The organism is Motiliproteus sp. SC1-56 (assembly GCF_017309075.1).
GTDB lineage: Bacteria > Pseudomonadota > Gammaproteobacteria > Pseudomonadales > Balneatricaceae > Motiliproteus.
This window is the reverse complement of record NZ_JAEMGS010000003.1, coordinates 154,075-169,361: the sequence shown is the minus strand read 5'-3', so window position 1 is coordinate 169,361 and position 15,287 is coordinate 154,075. Positions and strand designations below refer to the sequence as shown.

The 15,287-nt window shown below is 63.0% G+C and carries 15 protein-coding genes; 6 read left to right on the top strand and 9 right to left on the bottom strand.

What is annotated here, in order from left to right; genetic code table 11:
- Positions 1-8 precede the first annotated feature (8 nt).
- Both fdh3B and JGZ97_RS04435 read left to right on the top strand, forming a co-directional pair.
- On the top strand, positions 9-608 hold the full coding sequence (gene fdh3B / locus JGZ97_RS04440; protein WP_207061402.1) for a formate dehydrogenase FDH3 subunit beta: 600 nt from the start codon (positions 9-11) through the stop codon (positions 606-608).
- An 80-nt stretch (positions 609-688) separates the two neighbouring features.
- Positions 689-1,690, top strand: coding sequence for a formate dehydrogenase subunit gamma (locus tag JGZ97_RS04435; protein ID WP_207061401.1), 1,002 nt, complete (start codon positions 689-691; stop codon positions 1,688-1,690).
- Between the two features lie 159 nt (positions 1,691-1,849).
- Here the strand turns inward: JGZ97_RS04435 and glp are convergent, their stop codons facing one another.
- From glp to JGZ97_RS04405, 6 genes are read right to left on the bottom strand one after another with little or no spacing between them, the layout of a single operon-like run.
- Entirely contained in the window at positions 1,850-3,121 is a 1,272-nt protein-coding gene (gene glp / locus JGZ97_RS04430) for a gephyrin-like molybdotransferase Glp (protein ID WP_207061400.1), read from the bottom strand.
- Positions 3,118-3,666 (bottom strand): molybdopterin-guanine dinucleotide biosynthesis protein MobB, encoded by a 549-nt coding sequence (gene mobB / locus JGZ97_RS04425; protein WP_207061399.1) that lies wholly within the window; start codon positions 3,664-3,666, stop codon positions 3,118-3,120. Before mobB ends, glp begins: the two co-directional genes overlap by 4 nt.
- Position 3,667: 1 nt before the next feature.
- Positions 3,668-4,264 (bottom strand): molybdenum cofactor guanylyltransferase MobA, encoded by a 597-nt coding sequence (gene mobA / locus JGZ97_RS04420; protein ID WP_207061398.1) that lies wholly within the window; start codon positions 4,262-4,264, stop codon positions 3,668-3,670.
- A 2-nt stretch (positions 4,265-4,266) separates the two neighbouring features.
- Positions 4,267-5,010, bottom strand: coding sequence for an ATP-binding cassette domain-containing protein (locus JGZ97_RS04415; RefSeq protein WP_207061397.1), 744 nt, complete (start codon positions 5,008-5,010; stop codon positions 4,267-4,269).
- Positions 5,007-5,708, bottom strand: a complete 702-nt coding sequence (locus JGZ97_RS04410) for an ABC transporter permease (RefSeq protein WP_242521534.1) — start codon at positions 5,706-5,708, stop codon at positions 5,007-5,009. The genes JGZ97_RS04415 and JGZ97_RS04410 overlap by 4 nt, the downstream gene beginning before the upstream one ends.
- 12 nt (positions 5,709-5,720) lie before the next feature.
- Positions 5,721-6,530 carry a substrate-binding domain-containing protein gene (locus JGZ97_RS04405; protein WP_207061396.1) on the bottom strand — a complete coding sequence of 270 codons (810 nt, stop codon included), beginning with the start codon at positions 6,528-6,530 and terminating at the stop codon, positions 5,721-5,723.
- Positions 6,531-6,967: 437 nt separating this feature from the next.
- Here JGZ97_RS04405 and JGZ97_RS04400 point away from each other — a divergent pair, with 437 nt between their 5' ends.
- From JGZ97_RS04400 to JGZ97_RS04390, 3 genes are all read left to right on the top strand, one after another.
- Complete coding sequence (locus JGZ97_RS04400; protein ID WP_207061530.1) at positions 6,968-8,428, top strand: sigma-54 dependent transcriptional regulator; 1,461 nt, start codon at positions 6,968-6,970, stop codon at positions 8,426-8,428.
- Between the two features lie 8 nt (positions 8,429-8,436).
- The gene (locus JGZ97_RS04395) at positions 8,437-10,500 is read left to right on the top strand and encodes a HAMP domain-containing sensor histidine kinase (RefSeq protein WP_207061395.1); all 2,064 of its coding nucleotides are present in this window, start codon (positions 8,437-8,439) and stop codon (positions 10,498-10,500) included.
- A gap of 196 nt (positions 10,501-10,696) precedes the next feature.
- Positions 10,697-12,022 carry a hypothetical protein gene (locus JGZ97_RS04390; protein WP_207061394.1) on the top strand — a complete coding sequence of 442 codons (1,326 nt, stop codon included), beginning with the start codon at positions 10,697-10,699 and terminating at the stop codon, positions 12,020-12,022.
- Between the two features lie 69 nt (positions 12,023-12,091).
- Here the strand turns inward: JGZ97_RS04390 and JGZ97_RS04385 are convergent, their stop codons facing one another.
- Positions 12,092-12,370 (bottom strand): hypothetical protein, encoded by a 279-nt coding sequence (locus JGZ97_RS04385; protein WP_207061393.1) that lies wholly within the window; start codon positions 12,368-12,370, stop codon positions 12,092-12,094.
- 217 nt (positions 12,371-12,587) lie between these two features.
- The gene (locus tag JGZ97_RS04380) at positions 12,588-13,511 is read right to left on the bottom strand and encodes a LysR substrate-binding domain-containing protein (RefSeq protein WP_207061392.1); all 924 of its coding nucleotides are present in this window, start codon (positions 13,509-13,511) and stop codon (positions 12,588-12,590) included.
- 174 nt (positions 13,512-13,685) lie between these two features.
- Between JGZ97_RS04380 and JGZ97_RS04375 the strand changes: the two genes are divergently transcribed.
- Positions 13,686-13,841 carry a DUF1127 domain-containing protein gene (locus JGZ97_RS04375; protein WP_370583999.1) on the top strand — a complete coding sequence of 52 codons (156 nt, stop codon included), beginning with the start codon at positions 13,686-13,688 and terminating at the stop codon, positions 13,839-13,841.
- Positions 13,842-14,002: 161 nt separating this feature from the next.
- Here JGZ97_RS04375 and JGZ97_RS04370 read toward each other — a convergent pair whose 3' ends face one another.
- On the bottom strand, positions 14,003-15,181 hold the full coding sequence (locus tag JGZ97_RS04370) for an acetyl-CoA C-acetyltransferase (protein ID WP_207061390.1): 1,179 nt from the start codon (positions 15,179-15,181) through the stop codon (positions 14,003-14,005).
- Between the last annotated feature and the right edge of the window lie 106 nt (positions 15,182-15,287).

Below are 15,287 nucleotides of genomic sequence, written 5' to 3'. Positions count from 1 at the left end.
AAATAACCATGGCCAGAATGAAGTTTCTCTGTGACTCCGAGCGCTGCATCGAGTGCAACGGCTGCGTCACGGCCTGTAAAAACGAGAACGAGGTGGAGTGGGGTGTCAATCGCCGCCGCGTCGTGACCATTAACGATGGCGAGCCCAACGAGGTGAGCATCTCGGTCGCCTGCATGCACTGTACCGACGCGCCTTGCATGGCCGTTTGCCCGGTGGATTGCTTCTACCAGACCGACGAAGGAATTGTCCTGCACGATAAGGACACCTGCATCGGCTGCGGCTACTGCCTGTTCGCCTGCCCGTTCGGCGCACCGCAGTTCCCGCAGGAGGGCGCCTTTGGTCAGCGCGGCAAGATGGACAAGTGCACCTTCTGCGCCGGTGGCCCCGAGGAGGACCACTCCGCGGAGGAGCGCGCCAAGTACGGCGCCAACCGCATCGCCGAGGGTAAATTGCCGTTGTGTGCCGAGATGTGCTCTACCAAGGCGCTGCTGGCGGGGGATGCCAACGAGGTATCCGACATCTACCGCGAGCGTATTGTAGCCCGGGGCTCTAACAAGGGCGCCTGGGGGCAGAACTTGGCGTACAACGCGGCGGGACGCAAAAACTAACCGGTTTTTGCTTTTCAGGGGCCCCGTCGGGGCCCTTCACCGCGGCCGCCCCGAGGGGCGGTACCCAACAAGTGGTAGCGATGATGAGAATAAGTAATAAGAAAGGCCACGGTGGGGTCGTGGCTGCCGTGGGCCAGGCCCTGGCCGTGCTGCTGGTCGGGCTGATGCTGATGGTGTCCGGTGCTCAGGCGGGGAACGAACCCTCTGCCGACGGTAACGGTTACCAGGGCGCCGACTACTGGCGGGACGTCACCCAGGGCGTGTCCGGGTACAGTACGGTCAAAGACCTCGAGGCAGGGGTCCTGATCAACAGGAGCGGCGAAGGCTGGCGCCAGGTCCGCAACGACAAGGTCAAGCCGTCGGGCGCCTGGGCGCTGAGCCTGACCCTGCTGGTGCTGGCCAGCGCGTTCCTGTTGCTGGGGCGCAGCCGGCTGCGTGAACCGCGCACCGGGCGTACGCTGGAACGCTGGAAACGGCTGGACCGCTGGTTGCACTGGTCGGTTGCCGGCATGTTTATCGTGCTGGCGGTGACCGGTCTCAGTATTTTATACGGGCGCCATTTTCTGCCCGACGTGATGGGCGAGACGGTCTTCGCCACCTGGATGCAGGGGGGAAAACTGGTCCATAACTACCTGGGCCCTCTGTTCTTGGTTTGCCTGCTGCTGATGGTGCTCAAGTGGGCCCTTCGTAACAGGTTCACCCTCGTCGACCTGAAATGGCTGGTGTCGGGGGGCGGTCTGTTCACCCGTGAGCATCCTAAAGCCGGCTATAGTAACGGCGGCGAGAAGCTCTGGTTCTGGTTCCTCGCGCTCGGGGGACTGGCGGTGTCGGCTTCGGGCCTGGCGTTGGATTTTCCCGCCTACCTGGGGCTGCGCGAGGACTTGCAGCTTGCCAACCTGGTGCACGCCATCGGTTCCCTCGCACTGATCTGCGGCGCCTTTGGGCATGCCTACATGGGCACCGTGGCGGTGGAAGGTGCGCTGGAGGGGATGGTGACCGGCCAGGTGGACGAGAGCTGGGCCAAGCAGCATCACGAACTCTGGTACGAGGAAGTGAAAGCCAAGCAGGCCGGGCAGAAATAAGCGGTTGGGTTGGCGCTGCCCGCGTGCGGCGCCGGCATCGGGCAGGGTCAGGACGGCCCAGAATTGGCCCCGTCAGCGCTCTTGATTTTAGCTTTGTTGACTATTGTCGGCCCCGGGCTCTTTTGAGGAAGAGCCCGGGGCCGAATGCGTTAGGCATGCCTACAACAACCCCTCGAAAGGCTGCACCCGAACCGGGTCTCCGGCGGCCACATCCCCCTGTTCAGCCTCCAGCACCAACAGACAGTCTGCCTGGCTCATGGAGGTCAGGATTCCCGATCCCTGATGGCCGGTGCTGCGCACCTGGGCGCGTCCCTGCGCGTCGACCTCGATGCGCGCGCGCAGGAATTCGGTTCGTCCGGGCTTTTTGCGGATCGCCTCGGCACTCGGCAGGGTCACCATCACCTCGGGTTTGAGGGTTTCCCCGGCGAGTTTGGTCAGGGCCGGGCGCACGAACTGCAGGAAGGTGATCATCACCGCGACCGGGTTGCCCGGCAGGCCGAAAAACCAGGCATCGCCCACTTTCCCGAAGGCGAGAGGACGGCCGGGCTTGATCGCCAGGCGCCAGAAGGCGACTTCCCCGAGCCGCTCCAAGGTCTCGGTGACGAAATCGGCTTCACCCAGTGACACGCCGCCGGAGCTGAGGATCACGTCCGCCTGCTGCTGTGCCTGTCGGAAGGCGTTCTCGATGGCGTCAGGGCGGTCGGGAATGACGCCAAGGTCCACCACGTCGATGCCCAGCCGTGCCAGCAGGGCGGTCACGGTGTAGCGGTTGCTGTCGTAGATCTGCCCCTCGGCGAGGGGCTGACCGAGACTTCGAATCTCATCGCCGGTTGAAAAGTAAGCCACCCGGGGCCGGCGCACCACGCTGACTTCCGCCTGGCCGAGGGAGGCGATCAGCCCCAGTTCCGCCGCGCCCAGGCGGGTCCCGGCAGGTACGGCGACCGCGCCTTGAGCGATATCCTCACCGGCATGGCGCCGGTTCTGTCCGGCCTTGATCCCTTGCGCGGGAAAACTGACGTAATCCCCCTGGCGCTGGCACACCTCCTTGATGATCACCGTGTCCAGCTCCGCGGGAACCTGGGCACCGGTCATGATCTCCACGCAGGCCCCTGCCGGGCAAGGCTGCTTGAGCGGGTGTCCGGCGAGTACGCTGCCGGCTATGGGCAAGCGGGCCTCGCCGTCCCGGGGCAGGTCGGCATAGCGAACAGCGTAGCCATCCATGGCGGAGTTGGAGTAGGCCGGCACATTGATCGGTGAAAGGACATCCGCCGCCAACACCCGCCCCAGGGCTGCGCGGACGTCCGTCACCTGGTTCTGCTCAAGGGGGGTAATCGCCGCAAGAATTTGCTCGCGTCCTACGTTGAAGGGAAGCAGCGCTTCCCCCGGGCCGCCACAGCATTGATGAAGGTCTTGCGCGTGCTTCTCGCTCATAGGGCTTCCTGTAACGGCTGATCAAGCTTGCAGTAGTCGATGATATAGGCGGCGATGGCGTGTGCGTCGTTGATATCCAGCAACGGCAGTGGGGTGGATTTTGGCAGGGCCGCATCGGTGGCGACCGCCACCACGTGGGGGTCGTCGGGAAACAGCAGCGGCTTGTTCAGCGCCGGGCGTTGCAGTTCGATCTTGGGAAACGGCAGGTGCTTGAAGCCCTCTACCAGGATCATGTCGAGCGTATCGGTGTCGAGGCGGGAGATCAGGTAATTCAGGTCCGGGTCGGCCTGCAACTCCGGGGTTTCGGTCATCAGCGCCCAGCGGTTACAGGAGCCGAGCAGCATCTGGGTGGCGCCTGCCTCGCGCAGGGCATAGCTGTCCTTGCCCGGCGAATCGACATCGAAGCGGTGGTGCGCGTGTTTGATCACGCCGACCCGAATGCCGCGGGCCCTGAGCAGCGGGATCAGCTTTTTTAGCAGGGTGGTTTTGCCGGTGCCGCTGAAGGCGGCGAAGCCGATCAGGGGCAGGGGAGAGGTGATCGTCATTTCAGGCAGCTCCGCTTTCCAGCAGTTGTTTTTCCTGCAGGGTGTTGATGTTGATAAAGGCATCCGGCTGATCGCTGAAGTCCACCCGGCTGACCCGGTGCTCGGCAAACCAGCGGTCGATCTTGCGCCCGCCGTCGGCTAAAAAGCGCTCCAGGCTCTCCTGCAGGGCGCGGTGCAGCAGGCAGATCACCGGCTGTAGCCGTTCTCCGTCGTGGGCCACGGCAATCTCGCTCCCGTCTTCTGTGGCCGCCTGCAGCAGACGCCCTGCGAGGTCGGTGGGCAGGAAGGGGGTGTCGCAGGGGACAACCAGCAGCCATTCGCTGGGGCTGCTATCAAGCCCTGTCGCCATGCCGGCGAGCGGTCCCTGGTAGCCGCTCAGGTGATCACTGACCACCGCGAGGTCGCGGGACGCGTATTCCTCCAGGGAGCGGTTGGCATTGATCCGTATCGCCTGCACCTGCGGGCGTAACCGTGCGATCACGTGATCGATCAACGCGGTGCCTTTAAGCGTAACCAATCCTTTGTCTACTCCCTGCATGCGCCGGGCCTGGCCGCCGGCCAGGATCAGCGCACTGAGCGAGGGACTGCGTGGCTGCATGGTCAGGCCTCCGTAATCTGTCTGAATGATGGTTGGGTGGTGTCGACCGGCAGCCCCCGGGCCGGCGTCATCGGCGTCAGCGCCAGTGCGTCTTCACGCAGGGTGCCGTCGCGAAGGGTCAGGCGTCGGTGGACCAGGCGCTGTTCGCTGCGCAGGTCGTGGCAGCATAGGAGGATCGCAGTGCCCTCGTTGATCAGGCGCCGGACCAGAAACAGCGTCTGCTCAAGAGCCTCGCTGTCCATATTGGCGGTGGGCTCGTCCAGCAGCAGCAGCTCGGGGTCGAGCACCCAGGCCCGGGCCAGGGCAATGCGTTGTTTCTCTCCCCCGGAGAGGGTGCGGGCATTGCGGGCTGCCAGGTGTCCAAGGCCCGACCAGGCCAGGGCCTGCTCGACGCGCAGTCCCGCCACCTGGCGGCTGAGGTGTCTGAGGCCAAAAGCCAGGTTCTTCTCGACGCTGGCGTCAAACAGGCAGGGCTGCTGATGCAGGTAGATCACCCTGCCGCCCAGGCACCCGCGCCGGCCCGTTCGAAGGGGCTGGCCCCGGTAGTAAAGCGTGCCCTCATCGCAGGGCTCCAGGCCTGCCAGTATCCGCATCAGGGTGGTTTTGCCGGCACCGTTGCGACCGCTCAGCAGGCAGGCCTCACCGGCCTGAAGGGCCAGTTGGTCAATTTCAAACAGTGTGCGGCGGCCAAAGTTTTTTTTCAGACCGCGAACTTCCAGCAGGGGCGTTCTATCGGCAAACGTCATAATCCGACCTCGCTGCGGCGGTGAAGCAGGGTAAGTGTGATATTCAGTCCCAGGGCCATGACCAGCAGAACCATACCAAGGGCGATGCCCTGGGCAAACTCGCCCTTGTTGGTCTCAAGCGCAATGGCGGTGGGAATGTTGCGCGTGTAATGGAGGATATTGCCCCCGACCATCATTGAACAGCCGACTTCGGCAATGATGCGTCCGTAGGCTGCGGTGCCGGCCGCGGCCAGTCCGAAACGTAGCTCGTACATGAGGGTGAAAAAGGCGCGTAACGGGCTGGCGCCCAGGGTGCGGGCCGTCTCCCAGATCCGCTTGTCGGCCGCCTTGAAGCAGGCCAGGCTCATGGCGACCAGAACCGGAAAGGCCAGTAAAACCTGGCCAATCACCATGGCGCGCTCGGTGAACAGCAGCTGCCAGTCGCCCAGCGGCCCGCTTCGGGACAACAGCAGATAAAGCAGCAAGCCGACGACCACGGTGGGAAAACTGAGCAGGGCATTGAACAGGGTAATCAGGGCCCAGCGGCCGGGAAAGCGTAGTTCGGCCAGTGCAAAGCCCACCAAAAATGCCACCGGGAGGGCGATGACAATGGCTTGCAGGGTGGTGCTGAAGGAGACACGGATGATGGACCACAGTTCGGCATCACCGCTGAACAGTAATGCCATCGCCTGCAGTGTGGTACTTATCAGCGGCTCCAACAGTAGTGCTCCCTAGCGGTCCTGCTCCGCCGTGACGGCGTTGGCCGAAGGCACGAACAGGGGCTGGCCGTTGATGCGGAAATCGGCAATCAGCTGCTGTGTGTGTGGCGTCGTCAGCCATTGTTGCAACTGTTTGGCGCCCTCGTGGTTGAGATCGGGAAAGCGCTTGGGGTTGATGGTGATGACGCTGTAGGGGTTGAACAGCAGCGGGTCGCCTTCGACCAGCACCTGCAGATCCAGCTTGTCGGCAAACGCCAGCCAGGTGCCGCGGTCGGTGAGGGTATAGGCACCGAGCTGGTCGGCGATCTGCAGTACTTTGCCCATGCCCTGGCCGGCCTCACGGTAGCCCTCGGTGGGTGTGCCCCCCAGGGACTGCCACAGGGCTCGCTCTTTCTTGTGGGTGCCCGAATCGTCCCCTCGGGAGATGAACATTGCCGAGGCTTCCGCGATTTGCCGCAACGCCTGCACGGCGTCGCTTAGCCCGCGGGTGCCGGCGGGGTCGGAGGCCGGACCCACGAGCACGAAGTCGTTATACATCACCCCGGTGCGATGGGCGCCGTGGCCCTCCGCCATAAACGCTTTTTCCGCCTCGGGGGCGTGCACGAGCAGTACATCGGCGTCCCCGGAGCGCCCCATGCGCAGCGCGGCGCCGGTGCCCACGGCAATGATCTGCGTTTCGATGCCCGTCCGGCGGGTGAAATCCGGCAGAATGGCCTCCAGCAGACCGGAATTGTAGGTGCTGGTGGTCGTAGCCAGTCGCAGGGGTTGGGCCTGGGCCTGGGCAGTCAGGGCCAGCAGCAGCATCAAGAGTATCGATCGCATGGGTTAGTCTCTTGCTGGTTCCTTGGCGGTTAATGAGATCGTCGGTGCAGGCGTCCAGTCAACTGAGTGACGTCATCGTTAAGCAATATATTTAAGCAATTAGATTGCCAATACGGTAATTCGCCCTTCAAAGCGCCATAACACGCGGCTTTGGGGCTTTTAAGGTGACGTGGTAGAGAAAAAGGGGGTAATATCCAGGGCAAAATGACGCAAAAAATGTGAGGATGGGTCAGAATGACCCGGGCAGAGCGTGGTCACCCCCGTTGTCCGGCTTATGAGTCGCTTTCGGCGACTCTATTGAGTCGCGCGGCTAACGGAGCGTGGTCCGCAGCTGGCAAAAGATAAATGCGCGGTAAAAAATAAAATAGAGGAGCGCGGGAATTCCCGACGACTTCCGTCAGTCGTAATTATAAAAATAACGAGGTAGTAGCGTGACCATGATCGTAACCGGGGGTCGGGCCGTGGCATCCACCAAGCAAGGTCTGCCCCGAGACAGTGTTTACGGAGGCGGTCGCCAAGCGTTGTCCGTTCTGGTGGTGGATGATGAACCCGGTATTCGGGATTTTCTGCAGCGGGCGCTGGCTAAGGAGTACGGCCTGGTTGAAACCGCGGCCTCGGCGGAGGAAGCCGAGCAGCTTCGCCGCCGCTGTCATTTTGACCTGCTGATTGTCGATATCTGCCTGCCAGGGACCTCCGGGGTGGAGTGGATGCAGGAGGTCGCCTCTCACGGGTGCGCCTCGGACGTCATCTTTATGACCGCCTTTGCGGACCTTGACAAGGTGATCGATGCCCTGCGCGTCGGCGCCTCGGATTTCATTCTCAAGCCTTTTCGCCTTGAACAGATGCTCACCTCGGTCCGGCGCTGCATGGAGCGGCGCAAGCTGGCCCGGGAGAATTTTGTGCTGCGCCGGCAAGTGGACGCCATTTACACCACCGAGGGCATGGTGGGCAACAGCGAGGCGGTGCGGGAAATCGGCCAGCTCATCGCGCGGGTGGCACCCACCCCCTCGGTGGTGCTGATCGAGGGTGAGTCCGGCACCGGCAAGGAGCTGGTGGCCAATGCGATTCACAAGCTGAGTAAGCGCAGCGGCTCCTTTGTGCCGGTCAACTGTGGAGCCATCGCCCCGGATCTGATCGAGTCCGAGCTCTTCGGTCACATCAAGGGTTCGTTCACCGGGGCCCAGCAGACCCGGGAAGGGCTGTTCTCCTACGCCGACGGCGGCACCCTCTTTCTCGATGAGATCGGTGAGATGCCGTTGCTGATGCAGGCCAAGCTGCTGCGCGCCCTTGAGGAGCGGCGGATTCGGCCGGTGGGCAGCGAACGCGAGCTGCCGGTCAACGTCCGCGTCATCGCCGCCACCAACCGCAACCTGGAGGAGGAAGTGGCCGAGGGACGGTTCCGTGAGGACCTGTTTTACCGGCTCAACGTCCTGTGCCTTCGGGTACCGCCGCTGCGTGAGCGCCGGGAAGACATCGCCCTGTTGGTGCACCACTTCTCCCGACACCTGGCCGAGAGCCTGGGGCTGCCCGAAATTCCCTTCAGTCATGAAGACCTGCGTCAGCTCGAGGCCTACGAGTGGCCGGGTAACGTGCGCGAGCTGAGGAACATGATGGAGCGCTGCCTGTTGCTGGGGCGCCTGCCCGCTGAATACCTTGCCAGCGAGGCGGCGGCGGGGGAGGCCGGTCAAACCCGGGGTTACCCCACCGAGTGGTCGCTTGACGAGGTGGAGAAGGAACATATTCTGCAGGTGCTGGCGGACATGGAGGGGAACAAGACGCAGGCCGCCCGCCAACTGGGGGTCGCACGTAAAACTCTGGATCGCAAGCTGCAGGCATGGCGAGGGGCTGAAGACGAGCCCGACGCCCCGGACTGTGACCGCAAGGCGGCCGGAGGGTAACGCCCGGCGTGGCGGGACGGATTTTACGGCGGGTATCGGGGAGCCTGCGCTACCGCTTGCTGGTGCTGGTGCTGTTCCCGGTCCTGCTGGTGATGCCGGCGGTGATCGGCATGGCCTATCTGTGGAGTAATGAAGTCAGCTACCGGCAGCTGCTGATGAAGGTCCACACCGACCTGGCCGTGGCCCACGACGCCTTTGTCCGCTCCCAGGATCGCTTTCTCGCCAGCCTCACCCTTACGGCCGAGTCCTACGATTTTCGCAACGCCATGCGTACCCTGCTGAGCGGCTTTCGCGAGGATTACCTGATCGAAGAGCAGCTCGTCCGACTGGGAAAGGAAGCCGGCTTTGACTTTGTTCATCTGCTGAACCTCGAGGGTTGCCACTACCTGGGCGACGGACGCTGTGTTCTGCAGAATTCGCCGTTGCTTGACCAGGCCCGCGGCAACGAGCCAGCGGCGGGGGTCGAGATTTTCTCCGCCACCCAGTTGCGTGCCCTGGACCCGGAGCTCGCCGAGCGGGTGTACCTGGAGTTGGTCGATACGCCCCGGGCGGTACCCACCGAGCGGGTTGCCGAGGATCGGGCCATGGTGTTGCACATGGTCTACCCGGTGCGCAACTCCTTCGGGGAGGTCCGCGCCTTTCTGGCCGGCGGGGTGCTGGTCAACCGCAACTTCGAATTCGTCGACAGTCTGCGGGACCTAGTTTACGGCGGCGGCAGCCTGTCGGAGGGGAGTCTCGGCACGGTGACGGTGTTCCTGGACGATGTGCGCATCAATACCAACGTCCCCCGCAATCTCGGGGCGCCCCAGAATCGGGCCCTGGGTACCCGGGTCTCCCGCGAGGTGCGGGAGCAGGTGCTGGATCGCGGTGAAAGCTGGATCGACCGGGCGTTCGTGGTCAGCGACTGGTACATCTCGGCCTACGAGCCCATTGTGGATGTCCACGGCGAGCGGGTGGGGATGCTCTACGCCGGCTTTCTGGAGGCGCCTTTCAGGGCGACGTACTACGAGGCCCTGAAGTGGTTGCTCGCCCTCTTCCTCGGCGTAACCGTGCTCTGTGTCGGGTTGGCGGTGTCTGGCGCACGCTCGATTTTCCGTCCCGTGGAGGCGATGGCGCAGGTGATTCGCCGGGTACACCGCGAACCGGACCTGCGGATCGGAGACCTGGACTCGGGAGACGAGCTCAGCGAGCTGGCCCATCAGTTTGATGCCATGCTTGATCAGCTGCAGTCCCAGCACGAACAGTTGCAGGCATCCGCCGAGCATTTGGAGGCAAAGGTGCGGCGGCGTACCGCCGACTTGCAGGAGAACCTGGACCTGCTCAAACGCACCCGCCAGCAACTGGTGGGTAAGGAGAAGCTCGCCGCCATCGGCGAGCTGACGGCCGGGATCGCCCACGAAATCAACAACCCCACCGCGGTGATCCTGGGCAACATGGACCTGCTGATGTCGGAGCTGGGCAGTGCCGGTGAGCCGGTGCGCCACGAAGCCCAGCTGATCATCGACCAGGTCTATCGCATTCGGGCGATTATCAACAACCTGCTGCAGTACTCCCGTCCCTCGGACTACCAGAGCCCGGTGATCCAGGTGGACGTTAATCAGGTGGTCAAAGACACCCTGGTGCTGGTGCGCCACGACCTGGCCAAGAGATCGGTCCGCCTGCGTCTGGATCTCCGGGCCGGCACGCGGGTAGGGGGCAACCCACAGCAGTTTCAGCAGGTGCTGGTGAACCTGATGGTCAATGCTCTTCACGCCATGGCGGACAAACCCGGACGTTCGACCCTGACCTTGCGCACCCGGACCTGGCAGAATCAGGGCGTGCTGCTGGTGGTGCGGGATAATGGCCGGGGAATCCCGGAGGCGGTGTTGCCGCGCATTTTCGACCCTTTCTTTACCCAGACCCGGGGCGGCACGGGGCTTGGGTTATCGGTCAGCTACGGCATTCTGGAACGATTTGGCGCCACCATCGAGGTGCGCTCCCGGGAAGGGGTCGGCAGTTGCTTTTTTATCTGGCTGCGAAAAGAGCCGGTAGTGGACCGGGAGGGCGACGCCCTGATCGAAGGAATCGCCTGAGGGGGCCGCTCGCGACCTTGTGCACGCTATTTCGAGCGCCGCCGAGTATTGCTGTTTTCAACACCCTGTCGCCACTCCAAACCCTATTTGACTCACTCGGAGCCAGGGGGTGTAATGCCTTGATTCAGATGATTTCAGGCGCACCTGCCCCGAATAATTTACGCGGGTGCGCGCAGTTGCCGTAAACGGGCCGGCTATGAGAAAACTCCTACTCCCCTTCCTGGTGCCGGCCCTCGGCTTTGCCACCGTGAAAGCGGCCTACTGGTACCAGGTCAAAACCACCGTGGACGGCTGGATCGAACAGGCCGCACCTTTCGCCGCGGTGGATTACGAGCACATCATCGCCGATTTTGACGGCATCGCCGGCATTGAAGGGGTGCGGATCTTCCCCAAGGGGCAGGCAACGCCGGTGGCTGTGGGCGCGATACGGGCCAAGGCCGACAGCTGGACCTCGTTCCTTGAGGCGGGCGGGCAGGAAAGCCTGCCGGAACGGTTGTCGTTTGAGCTGAAAGGGGTTGCGCTCGACACCGCTACTCAGGAGCTTTTTCAGGGCTATCTTCAGTATCCGCCCGCCGGCGCCACGCTGGGCTGCACCCAGGCGGCCACCGGCGCAGCGCTGATGAAGGCGCTGGGCTACCCGAAGCTGGAGGCGGATGTTGAGTTCGGTTATGCGTTCGATCCTGTGAGCGAGTTCGTCACGCTCGAACTGATAACGACCCTACCGGAAGTTGCGCGCATCAGTGTGCAAACCGAAATTGATCTGGGTGTCGGCGCGTTGGACCGCAAGGCGCTGGCCACCGTCTCGGAGCTGCGCTTCGGTGGCTTGTCACTCGCCTATCAGGATCAGTCGTTCAACGAACGACGAAACCGCTACTGCGCTCGGCTCAATGACGAGTCGGTCGATGACTTCGTGGCTCGCCACGCCGCTGCCGTGGTGACCGGTTACCGCGCCCAGGGCTTCTCGTTCAGCGACACCGTGGTTCCCGCCTACCAGAAGTTCGCAGCCGGGGAGGGAAGTTTCGAAGTGGTGTTTCACGCGGCCAGTCCCGTTGCGCTGCAGACGCTGCTCCTATACAGCCCCGGTCAGTTGCTGCAGGTGCTGGATATCGGGCTGACGGTCAACGGTGAGCCGGTTAGCCCGCTGGGGCTGGGCTGGGTCGCGCCGGTCGCCGAAGCGCTCGACGACAATGACAACGCCAGCACCGACCCACCGGCCACTCTTGAAAAACAAGCTTCAGGCGAATCTGCCGCGGTGAGCAGCGCCTTGCTGGGGGCTCAGGCCGGCGCGACGAAAAAGCCGGAGGCTGTGGTGCGGCCCCGCTTCAAGCCGGTGCCGACCCGGGCCCTGGATCAACACCACGGGGGGCGGGTCAAGGTCACCACCCACAACGGCCGGCGTATGGAGGGGGTATTGGTTTCCACCTCGCGCTGGGGGCTTCGGTTGCTGCAGAACGTGGGCAACGGCGAGGCCCTGTTGCCGGTGAGTTACAACCGGGTGGCACAGGTGGAAGTGTTTCACTGACCGGAGTATGCCGCCAATGCGGGGATTACCGCGCGGGGCGCTGACCCCGCGGGTCGGTCGTTGGCGAGCCTACCTTTTTCCCCAGATACGCGACACGGCACCATCTGAGCCCAGTGCGCCAACGATCAGCGCGACCGAACCAATACAGAAAAACACGATAACCGGCAGGATGGCTTCCAGTTGCCCCGTGTAGATCACAGCGGATGCCGAGCCCAACGAAAGAAGCATGAACAAGGTGCCGACGACATTAAGAATGGTGCGGTGGGAGGGTCTGTAATGGGTGGGAGGCGCGTCCGTCTCAAAGAGACTGAGAATGGGCCAGAACAGCTTTCTGAGTTGCGGTTTCATTGCGTACTGCCAGTTGGAATTTGTTGGCCTATAAAGGTATACCGCGGGGCTATTTAGGGTAAAGCGACTCACGCAGGGCGAAGCGAGCCACGAAACCGGGGACATCCCGCTAAGCTGCGGCTGTATCCAGGATTCGACATGAGGGATTCTGGCACTCTCTCTCGCGGGACCCTCGCCAACACGGCGGCCCTTTCACGTTGCTGCTGCAAAAGCTTTGTTATTTAAACGCCTCTTGAAACGCCTGCCACGCCTCCTGACTTGTCGCGAACTCGCTCCGCAGCCACTGCTCAAAGCGTCGAATCTTTGGGCGTTTGAAATGGGCGGGCGGGGCCGCCAGGTAGTAGTCATAGCGGGATTTCAGCCACAGCGGCAGCGGGCAGACCAGCTGCCCAAGGGCCAGCAGTTCGTGGATCAGGCTGAACCGGAGCAGGCTCAGCCCCTGTCCGGCGAGCACGGCTTCGACCAGCATGTTGGAGTCGGTCACGTGCAGCCGGGCGGACTCGTGGCGAAGGGGTATTCCTGACTGGCCCTCAAACTCCTCCCATACCGACACCATGTCGGGGGCATCGTCGGTGAGCAGCGCCAGTTCGGGAAGCTGGGCCTCCAGCGGCCGGCGGGTGTCGAGCAAACTCGGGTGGCAGACCGGTACCAGGTACTCCTCGAACAGCTTGACGGTTTTCAGTCCGGGATAGTCTCCCTCTCCGAACCGAACAGCCACATCGAGGTTCTGCCCGTCAAACGAGGCCAGGCTCAGCGAAGGCGACAGACTGACGGTCAGTTCCGGCGCCGCTTGCTGAAAGCGTCCCAGCCGTGGCACCAGCCAGCGACTGGCGAAGGAGGGCAGGGTGCTGATGTTCAGTTGCCCAGGGTTGGGGTCCACCATCAGCTGCGCAACCCCCTGCTCCAACGTGGCAAAGCCCTGGGATACGGCGCTGAGCAGTTGCTTCCCCTCAGCGGTCAGCGCCACTTCACGAGTCATTCTATGAAACAGCTTGGTGCCGAGCTGGTTTTCTAGCGCCTTGATCTGCTGGCTGATGGCCGCCTGGGTGACGTTCAGCCGTTCCGCGGCGGCTTTGAAGCTCAGTTGCTCCCCGGCATGGCGGAACGCCTGCAAGGCCTTGAGGTTGGGCATACGGCGCATGGCATGGTTCTCTATGAATAAGCTGGCCTTAATTATGTGTCGGGTTTAATCGTTTGTCGCGCTCTCTCGTGCTTGCAATTATGGCTTTTCTAGGCAAACAGGGAGATAAGGATCATGTCGGTTTATACACAGTGCAATAGCAAAGCTTATTCATGTCATCGCGCTTCAGTACCGGTGTCCGTTTCGCTGCGTCAACGGCTACGGCGCTGGTACCAGAACTGGCGCACGCGAAAGCAGCTTCTGGGGCTGACGCCCCACGAACTCAAGGATATCGGCATCAGCCGAGGGGAGGCGCTGGAAGAGGCGTCCAAACCTTTCTGGCGACAGTGACATGCCCCTGAGCAGTAGGAGTTGAGCTCTGCCTCGGTTGCAAAGACAGCCCCGAAAACAAAAGAACCCCGCGAAGCGGGGTTCTTTTTTGTTCATTTACCCGTAAAAGGCAAATGGCTTAGCCGAAGCGGCCTTTTGAGTGAATGCCGGGCGGTTGGCCCTTAGCGCTCCACTGCCAGGGCGGTGCCCATGCCGCCGCCGATGCAGAGGGTGGCCAGGCCCTTCTTGGCGTCGCGCTTGGCCATTTCGTGCAGCAGGGTGACCAGCACGCGGCAGCCGGAGGCGCCGATGGGGTGACCCAGGGCGATGGCGCCGCCGTTGACGTTGACCTTGTCGGTATCCCACTCCAGGTCCTGGTTGACGGACATGGCCTGGGCGGCGAAGGCTTCGTTGGCTTCGATCAGGTCCAGGTCGTCAACGGTCCAGCCGGCGCGCGCGAGGGCGGCCTTGGTGGCACTGATGGGGCCGGTGCCCATGATGGCGGGGTCGACGCCGGCGTTGGCGTAGGCCTTGATGGTGGCCAGCGGGGTCAGCCCCAGCTCCTTGGCCTTGTCGGCGCTGCAGACGATGACGGCGGCGGCGCCGTCGTTGATGGTGGAGGCGTTACCGGCGGTAACGGTGCCATCCTTCTTGAACGCCGGGCGCAGTTTGCCCAGGGCCTCGGCGGTGACGCCGGGGCGGGGCTGCTCGTCCTTGTCAAAGACGACGGGGTCGCCCTTGCGCTGGGGAATCACCACCGGAATGATTTCGTCGGCGAAGCGGTCGGCCTTGAGGGCGGCCTCGGCCTTGTTCTGGGAGGCGGCGGCGAAGGCGTCCTGGGCTTCCCGGGTGAAGCCGTATTTGTCGACGATGTTCTCGGTGGTGATGCCCATGTGGTAGTTGTTGAAGGCATCCCAGAGGCCGTCGTGAACCATGGTGTCGACCATGTTCCAGTTGCCCATCTTCTGGCCGTTGCGGGAGTTGGGCAGGTAGTGCCCGGACTGGCTCATGCTCTCCTGGCCGCCGGCGATGATCATCTCGGCGTCGCCCAGCATGATGGCCTGGGCGGCCATCTGCACCGCCTTGAGCCCGGAGCCGCAGACCTTGTTGATGGTCATGGCGGGGGTGGACTGGGGGAGACCTGCGTTGATGGAGGCCTGGCGGGCGGGGTTCTGGCCACAGCCGGCGGTGAGTACCTGGCCGAGAATCACCTCGTTGATCTGCTCGGGGGCGATGCCGGACTTCTCCAGCAGGCCTTTGATTACGATCTCGCCCAGCTTGCTGGCGGGAAGTGAAGAGAGGGATCCATTGAAAGCACCGATAGCCGTGCGGCCCGCTGCAACGATTACGACATCACGCATAAAACGCCTCATCCTTAACTGGTCAAAGGGCAACAGGATAAAAGAATCCATATTGCGCAGCAACAGAGCGGGTCCGGGCTCACCGGAAGCCGCTTTCTTATTGCCG

What these genes read in the sequence shown, in the direction of transcription:
- fdh3B (WP_207061402.1), top strand. Translation starts at nt 9, where the DNA reads ATGGCCAGAATGAAGTTTCTCTGTGACTCCGAGCGCTGCATCGAGTGC.
- JGZ97_RS04435 (WP_207061401.1), top strand. Translation starts at nt 689, where the DNA reads ATGATGAGAATAAGTAATAAGAAAGGCCACGGTGGGGTCGTGGCTGCC.
- glp (WP_207061400.1), bottom strand. Translation starts at nt 3,121, where the DNA reads ATGAGCGAGAAGCACGCGCAAGACCTTCATCAATGCTGTGGCGGCCCG.
- mobB (WP_207061399.1), bottom strand. Translation starts at nt 3,666, where the DNA reads ATGACGATCACCTCTCCCCTGCCCCTGATCGGCTTCGCCGCCTTCAGC.
- mobA (WP_207061398.1), bottom strand. Translation starts at nt 4,264, where the DNA reads ATGCAGCCACGCAGTCCCTCGCTCAGTGCGCTGATCCTGGCCGGCGGC.
- JGZ97_RS04415 (WP_207061397.1), bottom strand. Translation starts at nt 5,010, where the DNA reads ATGACGTTTGCCGATAGAACGCCCCTGCTGGAAGTTCGCGGTCTGAAA.
- JGZ97_RS04405 (WP_207061396.1), bottom strand. Translation starts at nt 6,530, where the DNA reads ATGCGATCGATACTCTTGATGCTGCTGCTGGCCCTGACTGCCCAGGCC.
- JGZ97_RS04400 (WP_207061530.1), top strand. Translation starts at nt 6,968, where the DNA reads ATGATCGTAACCGGGGGTCGGGCCGTGGCATCCACCAAGCAAGGTCTG.
- JGZ97_RS04390 (WP_207061394.1), top strand. Translation starts at nt 10,697, where the DNA reads ATGAGAAAACTCCTACTCCCCTTCCTGGTGCCGGCCCTCGGCTTTGCC.
- JGZ97_RS04385 (WP_207061393.1), bottom strand. Translation starts at nt 12,370, where the DNA reads ATGAAACCGCAACTCAGAAAGCTGTTCTGGCCCATTCTCAGTCTCTTT.
- JGZ97_RS04380 (WP_207061392.1), bottom strand. Translation starts at nt 13,511, where the DNA reads ATGCGCCGTATGCCCAACCTCAAGGCCTTGCAGGCGTTCCGCCATGCC.
- JGZ97_RS04370 (WP_207061390.1), bottom strand. Translation starts at nt 15,181, where the DNA reads ATGCGTGATGTCGTAATCGTTGCAGCGGGCCGCACGGCTATCGGTGCT.